7 protein-coding genes are annotated in these 6,588 nt (G+C 44.9%); 3 read left to right on the top strand and 4 right to left on the bottom strand.

Annotated features, from left to right (window positions below; all coding sequences use genetic code 11):
• Positions 1 to 207: 207 nt before the first annotated feature.
• The gene (locus Q0241_RS05380) at positions 208 to 1,821 is read right to left on the bottom strand and encodes an ATP-binding cassette domain-containing protein (RefSeq protein WP_299374270.1); all 1,614 of its coding nucleotides are present in this window, start codon (positions 1,819 to 1,821) and stop codon (positions 208 to 210) included.
• A 266-nt stretch (positions 1,822 to 2,087) separates the two neighbouring features.
• On the opposite strand from Q0241_RS05380, the gene ndk reads away from it, so the two are divergent.
• Together ndk and Q0241_RS05370 are read left to right on the top strand one after the other, a co-directional pair.
• Positions 2,088 to 2,510 (top strand): nucleoside-diphosphate kinase, encoded by a 423-nt coding sequence (ndk, locus tag Q0241_RS05375; RefSeq protein WP_085900674.1) that lies wholly within the window; start codon positions 2,088 to 2,090, stop codon positions 2,508 to 2,510.
• Between the two features lie 252 nt (positions 2,511 to 2,762).
• Complete coding sequence (locus Q0241_RS05370) at positions 2,763 to 3,890, top strand: aminotransferase class V-fold PLP-dependent enzyme (RefSeq protein ID WP_299374264.1); 1,128 nt, start codon at positions 2,763 to 2,765, stop codon at positions 3,888 to 3,890.
• A 57-nt stretch (positions 3,891 to 3,947) separates the two neighbouring features.
• Here the strand turns inward: Q0241_RS05370 and Q0241_RS05365 are convergent, their stop codons facing one another.
• Positions 3,948 to 4,070, bottom strand: a complete 123-nt coding sequence (locus Q0241_RS05365) for a hypothetical protein (protein WP_299374261.1) — start codon at positions 4,068 to 4,070, stop codon at positions 3,948 to 3,950.
• Between the two features lie 232 nt (positions 4,071 to 4,302).
• Between Q0241_RS05365 and Q0241_RS05360 the strand changes: the two genes are divergently transcribed.
• Positions 4,303 to 5,346 carry a zinc-dependent alcohol dehydrogenase family protein gene (locus Q0241_RS05360; RefSeq protein WP_299374258.1) on the top strand — a complete coding sequence of 348 codons (1,044 nt, stop codon included), beginning with the start codon at positions 4,303 to 4,305 and terminating at the stop codon, positions 5,344 to 5,346.
• 123 nt (positions 5,347 to 5,469) lie between these two features.
• Here the strand turns inward: Q0241_RS05360 and purN are convergent, their stop codons facing one another.
• Together purN and Q0241_RS05350 are read right to left on the bottom strand one after the other, a co-directional pair.
• Positions 5,470 to 6,117: a phosphoribosylglycinamide formyltransferase gene (gene purN / locus Q0241_RS05355; RefSeq protein ID WP_299374255.1), complete on the bottom strand. Its 648-nt coding sequence runs from the start codon at positions 6,115 to 6,117 to the stop codon at positions 5,470 to 5,472.
• Positions 6,105 to 6,588: AIR synthase-related protein (locus Q0241_RS05350; protein WP_299374252.1), on the bottom strand; the 484-nt coding region annotated here is incomplete at its 5' end. The genes Q0241_RS05350 and purN, both read right to left, overlap by 13 nt.

Here is a 6,588-nt window from a genome sequence, read left to right as displayed (position 1 = left end):
TTGGATTCGTTCTGCAGTTAGTGTGCTGACACTTCAGCTAAGCAAGACCATACAGGAAGAACAAACTACACGTTTCCATCTTATTCAAGAAGAACTAGAACATGACGAATTAACGACCCAGGAGCTTACTGAAGATCAAAAAGACATTTTACTTGAATTTGAGAATATCCTTAAGAATAAATACTTGGCTGAGGTAAAAACAACAAATCAAGAAAAAATTGTAAAAGGAACTAAAGCCGAAAAAGTAATACTAACAGCCAAATCCGATATCCTAGAAGAGCAATTGAAGTATGAAAAAAGTACTTGTGATTTGTCAGCTAAGAAAAGTGAGGGTTTTAAAACGATCGCACAAAATGAGCAGAAGAAATATTTTAAACGAAAGTTTAATGAAACTCCTGAACGTACAAAAAAATTAGTTCCTGAATTACAAGATTCACTAGATGGGATAAAAAGCATACAAAATGGTGCTGGATTTAGTTGAAAAATAGCAAATACTAAAGCAATGGCTGTGAGTGCTTTTTCACCACCTGATAGCTTGCCAACCTTTGTTGATACATGGTTCACGCCAAAGCCAAAGCGACCCAGCTGTGCTCTTACTTTTGATTCGGGTGTTCCCGGTTTCATCAGCCGGGCCATCAAGGTGTACGGCGTCGCATCGAGATCAAGTTCTTCGGCTTGATCCTGCGCAAAATAGCCAACCTTGAGCTTGGATGATTTGTATAGCTGCCCTTCTTGAGGATCCAAACGTCCTGCAAGGAGTTTCACCAAGGTGGACTTACCATTGCCGTTTGCCCCAAGGAGTGCAATACGATCTTCCATATCCAAGCGAAGATCTAATCCCTTAAGGATTGGTTTGCCTGGTTCATATCCAATATCCACACGATCAAGGTTGATCAGCGGTGGCGCAAGTTCTTCCGGTGAGGGGAAATCAAAAGCCAAAGTACTGTCTTCTGAAACAGCAGCAATAGGTTGCATACGTTCCAACATCTTGACGCGAGATTGCGCTTGTTTGGCTTTTGACGCTTTGGCTTTAAAACGATCAATAAAGCTCTGAATGTGTTTGCGCTGTTCTTGTTGTTTTGCGTGTTGTGCCGCCTGGTGTTCAAGACGTTCCCGACGAACCTGTTCGAATTGATCGTAATTTCCTGTGTAGGAATTCAGTTGAAGGTTTTCGAGATGGATGATTTTGTTGGCAACATTATTCAAAAGGGCACGGTCATGGGAAATGAGTAATAGGGTTCCCGGATAGTTTTTTAGATAACTTTCCAACCAGATTGTAGCTTCCAGATCTAGATGGTTGGTTGGCTCATCCAAAAGAAGGAAATCAGGTTCTGCAAAAAGCAGGCTGGCCAAGGCAACACGCATTTGCCAACCACCAGAAAGGGCAGAACAGGGCTGTTGCTGTGCTTCTTCATTAAAGCCCAGCCCCGCAAGTATACGTGCTGCTCTACTGGGGGCCGTATCTGCTTTTATATCCACAAGGCGCTCGTGAATTTCAGCTATGCGCATCGGATCTGTTGCCGTGTCAGCTTCTTTGAGAAGATCTGTCCGCTCAACATCAGATAGAAGAACAGTATCAATAAGACTGACATTGCCAGATGGAGCTTCTTGAGCAACTTTCCCCATCTTGGTTTTATTGGGAACGTTGATGTCGCCTGATTCTGAGCCAATCTCACCAGAGATAATTTTCAGCAGGGTTGTTTTACCCGTGCCGTTACGGCCGACAAAACCAACTTTATCGTTTTTGTGAACGGTTGCAGAGGCTTCTTCGAAAATCGGGCGGCCTACGATGCGGTATGTAAGGTTATTAATATGTAGCATGTGCGCTTAATATCACTGAAGAGAGGCTGTGGTAAGAGTTTTCTTGAGGAATATTTTTAAAATAATGCCAATTCGATTTTACGTGCTCACTTTCACGGCAAAAATTTGTTTTTAAGAGACTGAAGTGGGGGATGTGTCCCCTCGGATAACTGCCGAATAACTGCTAACACAGAGATGTCATGTAATTAAAGTTGCCCCAAAGCATTTCTGGCTGTATAAGGCCGCCAAACGATTTCCATTCTTTATCTAAAGTAGGAGTGCCTGACATGGCTCTTGAGCGTACTTTCTCTATCATTAAACCCGATGCCACAAAGCGTAATCTGACTGGCAAAATCATTGCTAAGTTCGAAGAAGCTGGTCTTCGCATCGTTGCTTCCAAGCGTATTCACATGAGCCGCGAACAAGCTGAAGGTTTCTATGCTGTTCACAAAGAACGTCCTTTCTTTGGCGAACTCGTTGATTTCATGATTTCTGAGCCAGTTGTTGTTCAGGTTCTTGAAGGCGAAAACGCGATTGCTAAAAACCGCGAAGTTATGGGTGCAACTAACCCAGCCGAAGCAGATGCAGGTACAATCCGTAAAGAGTTCGCACTTTCAATCGGTGAAAACTCTGTACACGGTTCTGATGCTCCTGAAACAGCTGCTGAAGAAATCAAATATTTCTTCTCAGACGCTGAATTGGTTGGCTAATAGTCTTTCTGACTATACGAGATTTAAAAGGGGAGCTTCGGCTTCCCTTTTTTTGTAAGGAAAATACCTGTTCCTTATTTTTGCTTTGTCTGCTTACAATTTGTCCGCATTCAATTTTTCTGACGGCAAAAATTAAGTGTACTCTTCTTGTTAGTACGATCATTCTTATCTCGGAATACAACTGATCTACCGTAATGAATGTCTTGACGCATTTTAACGGTAAAATTCAAATAGTTTTTTTGGTAAGGTCCGATGATAGATAACGTGAAATCCCTTTTTGATATCCCTTCTGATATTTGTTATTTGAATTGCGCTGCGCAGTCACCCATGCTGAAATCCGCCAAAATTTCCGGGAATGCAGGATTAGCGATCAAATCAAATCCTTGGACCCTTGATCCGGATTTCTGGAATGAGCGTTCGGGCGAACTGAGAACCCTTCTTGCTCAGATGATTTCGGCCCAAACGAACGATATCGCTCTTATTCCTTCCACAGCTTATGGTGTTGCCACGGCGGCAAAGAATCTATCTCTCAATAAGGGGCAAAATATTGTTCTGCTTGAGGGGCAATTTCCGTCTAATGTTATTGCATGGGAACAGAAAGCTAATGCATGTGGTGGTGAATTAAGCGTTGTTAAGCGTCCTGATGACTACGATTGGACACCTCATGTACTTGAGGCGATAACCGATAAAACTGCAATTGTAACACTGCCACCATGTCATTGGACTGATGGTAGTAAGATCGATCTCGTTGCCGTTGGAGATCGTTGCAGGGATAAAGGCGCGGCGCTGGTTATCGATGCGACCCAGGCGGTGGGTGCAATGACAATTGACGTTACGGCTATCCAACCTGATTTCCTTATTTGTTCTTCTTATAAATGGCTTCTTAGTCCGGTTGGATCTGCCTTTCTTTACGCTGCGCCTAAATGGCAAGAAGGGGAATCAATTGAATACAATAAATTCAACTGTGATGATCCAGATTCTTCTTTCGGGATGCATCAGCCCAAAGCTGGCGCGTTACGTTATGAAATGGGGGGGCGTAATAATTTTATTCTTCTGTCCATGGCTTTGGAATCAGCAACCCAGGTCAGTAAATGGGGGGCAGAAGGCGTTCAAGAAACACTCAGGCCAATGACTAACCTTGTTGCTGAAATGGCAGGTGATCGGGGCTGGAAGGTCCCAATCGGCGAAAACCGGGTCGCTCATATTATCGGCATCAGTTTTCCAAATCAAAAGATTGAAAATCTGGCGAAAAAACTTGCTACTGAAAACGTTTTTGTCAGTGAAAGAGGTGAGGGTATTCGTGTGTCACCTTATCTCTATAACAGCAAAGATGATATCAAGCAGTTGTTCTCGGCGCTTGATCGGTTTGTTGTCGTGTGAGGCAAGCAATAAAAAAGGAGGCTGAAAAGCCTCCTTTTTAAGTCAGTTCAAGTAAACTTAAACCAGTGTTGCTGCCATTAGGCCGAGAACGATCATAATTGCGATAACAGAATATGTGGAAACTTTTGTAAAGCTTTCCCAGCCGCGTTGGCGTTCAACTGTTAGTTCTTCGTTTGTCATTGTCGTGTGATCCTCTGTTCCACAAATATTTTAATATCTGGCCAGAGGCCAAATTCAGGATGACTTTACCAAAGGTTGGCGCTTTTTCAAGTCTGAACTGGTTTTCATAACCAGGACTGGCATCGTTTTGTCTCTCTTTGTTCAGACTTAACTGTGTTTTGATTTTCAAGCCGGATATTTCTGAGTATCCTGTAAAATCCTTACCTGTTTCCTGTCTTTAAGAAGAAAATCCATGCGTGCTGCTTATTATGAAGAATTCAATGGCGATATCAAAGTTGGTAACTTAGCTGACCCAACGCCTCCGGTTGGCGGTGTTGTACTTGAAGTCAAAGCCAATGGGGTTTGCCGGAGTGACTGGCATGGTTGGGTTGGTCATGACGGCGCAATTACGAGTTTTCCTCATGTGCCCGGGCATGAATGTGCAGGAACAATTGTTGCTGTTGGAGACGGGGTAACACGGTGGAAGACAGGGGATGAGGTTATTGTTCCCTTTAGCTGTGGATGTGGCCGCTGCCCGTCTTGTGCAAAGGGAAATGAGCATATCTGTGATGACGACTTTCAACCCGGATTTACGGGCTGGGGCGCTTTTGCACAGTATATGGCTGTCGAATATGCTGATGTTAATTTGGTGGCTTTGCCTGATCAGCTTGATCACGTGGTTGCGGCCAGTTTGGGGTGTCGCTTCATGACGGCTTTTCGTGGTGTTGTAAAACGTGGCCAAGTTGGTCCTGAACAATGGGTCGCCGTACATGGATGCGGTGGTGTCGGTTTGAGTTCCCTAATGATTGCCCGTGCGTTGGGGGCAAGGGTTATTGCCATTGATGTGAATGATCAGACCTTGGAACAGGCAAAGTTGTTAGGTGCAGAACATGTAATCAACGCGACAAAAGTCGATAATGTTGTCGAGGCCATCTTTTCAATTACCAATGGTGGCGCAGAGGTTTCAATTGATGCGCTGGGATCACCGATAACGGCGTATAATTCGATTGCCTGTCTGGCGAAGCGTGGGAGGCATGTTCAAATTGGTCTGGCGGCGGGTGATCATAAGGATATGAATATCCCGATGAATTTGGTCATAGGTCGAGAGCTTGATCTGCTGGGAAGCCATGGTATGCAAGGTCATCAATATGATCAAATGCTTGATATGATTATCAAGGGTGAACTTTCCCCTGAAAAACTCATTGATCGTACCGTTGACCTACAAGAAGGGGCTGATGTGCTGATGAAGATGTCGACGATGTCGCCAAGTGGTGTGGTCGTTATTGATAAGTTTTAATGTCTCAATAGACAGAGGCAATTCGTTTTAACAAAATGGTATGGAATATCAAAAACCGCAGTCCTGATTCAGGCTGCGGTTTTTGTGGAGAACAATCTGCGTTGTAATTGCCAATTATCAAGCTCAAGGATTACAGATCATTTCTTCTGTTGTTTGTGATGTTTGCTTGAAGGTGAGCTTATTGCCCAAGATTGTGATGTTCTTTTGGGCAATGAGCTTCAAACATTCCGGATAGAGCCTGTGTTCTGCGGTGAGGACGCGGGCAGCGAGGCTACTTTCCGTGTCTTCGGGGAGAACGGGCACTGCTGCTTGACCAACAATAGGGCCGCTATCCATTTCATGACGCACAAAATGAACGGTACAACCGTGAAGCTTGCAGCCTTCGTCCAGCGCACGTTGATGTGTGTCCAGACCGGGAAACAATGGCAATAGCGCAGGATGGATGTTGATCATACGGTTGTGCCAATGTTCAACAAATTCTTTTGTGACCAGACGCATAAAGCCAGCTAAACAGACGAATTCAACGTCTGAATTTTCCAAGGTTTCAGTGACGGCATTATCAAAATCAACACGACTTTTATAGTCGCGATGATTTACAGTTGCAGTCGCAACACCAGCTTTCTTTGCGCGTTCCAGCCCTGCGACGTCTGGAACGTTAGAGACAACCAGAACGATTTCAGCAGGGAAAGCGGGATCTGCTGCGGCATCTAAAAGAGCCTGCAGATTACTTCCCCTGCCCGATATCAGAACGCCAACTTTTAAGCGGGCCACGTTTCTGCAAGCCTTTCAATCTGAACGGCTTCTTCGCCATCGCTGCGGGTTTCTACTGTGCCGAGAGAGACGACGGTTTCCCCTTGAGCTTGAAGAATACCTGTAACAGCTTCTACTTTGTCGGCGGCAACCACAACAGCCATGCCAATGCCGCAGTTGAATGTGCGCATCATTTCGTGTTCATCAATCCCACCGACTTTAGCAAGCCAGCTAAAGACACGTGGAACAGGCCAGGAGATGCCATCGATTGTTACCCCCAATCCTTCAGGTAAGACCCGGGGTAGGTTTTCGACAAATCCACCCCCGGTGATGTGAGCAAAGGCCTTTACGCCTTCACCATGGGTACCAAAGGCGCGGATAGCCTCAAGGCAACTTTTTACATAAATACGTGTTGGGGTAAGCAAAGCTTCGCCAAGGGTTACGCCATCCTGGAAAGGAGCGGGGTCACTGTATTTTAGACCGGAAATCTCA

It is taken from the genome of uncultured Kiloniella sp., from assembly GCF_937128705.1.
Classification (GTDB): domain Bacteria; phylum Pseudomonadota; class Alphaproteobacteria; order Kiloniellales; family Kiloniellaceae; genus Kiloniella.
The sequence above is the reverse complement of the archived record's forward strand: the minus strand, read 5'-3'. Positions and strand labels throughout refer to the sequence as shown.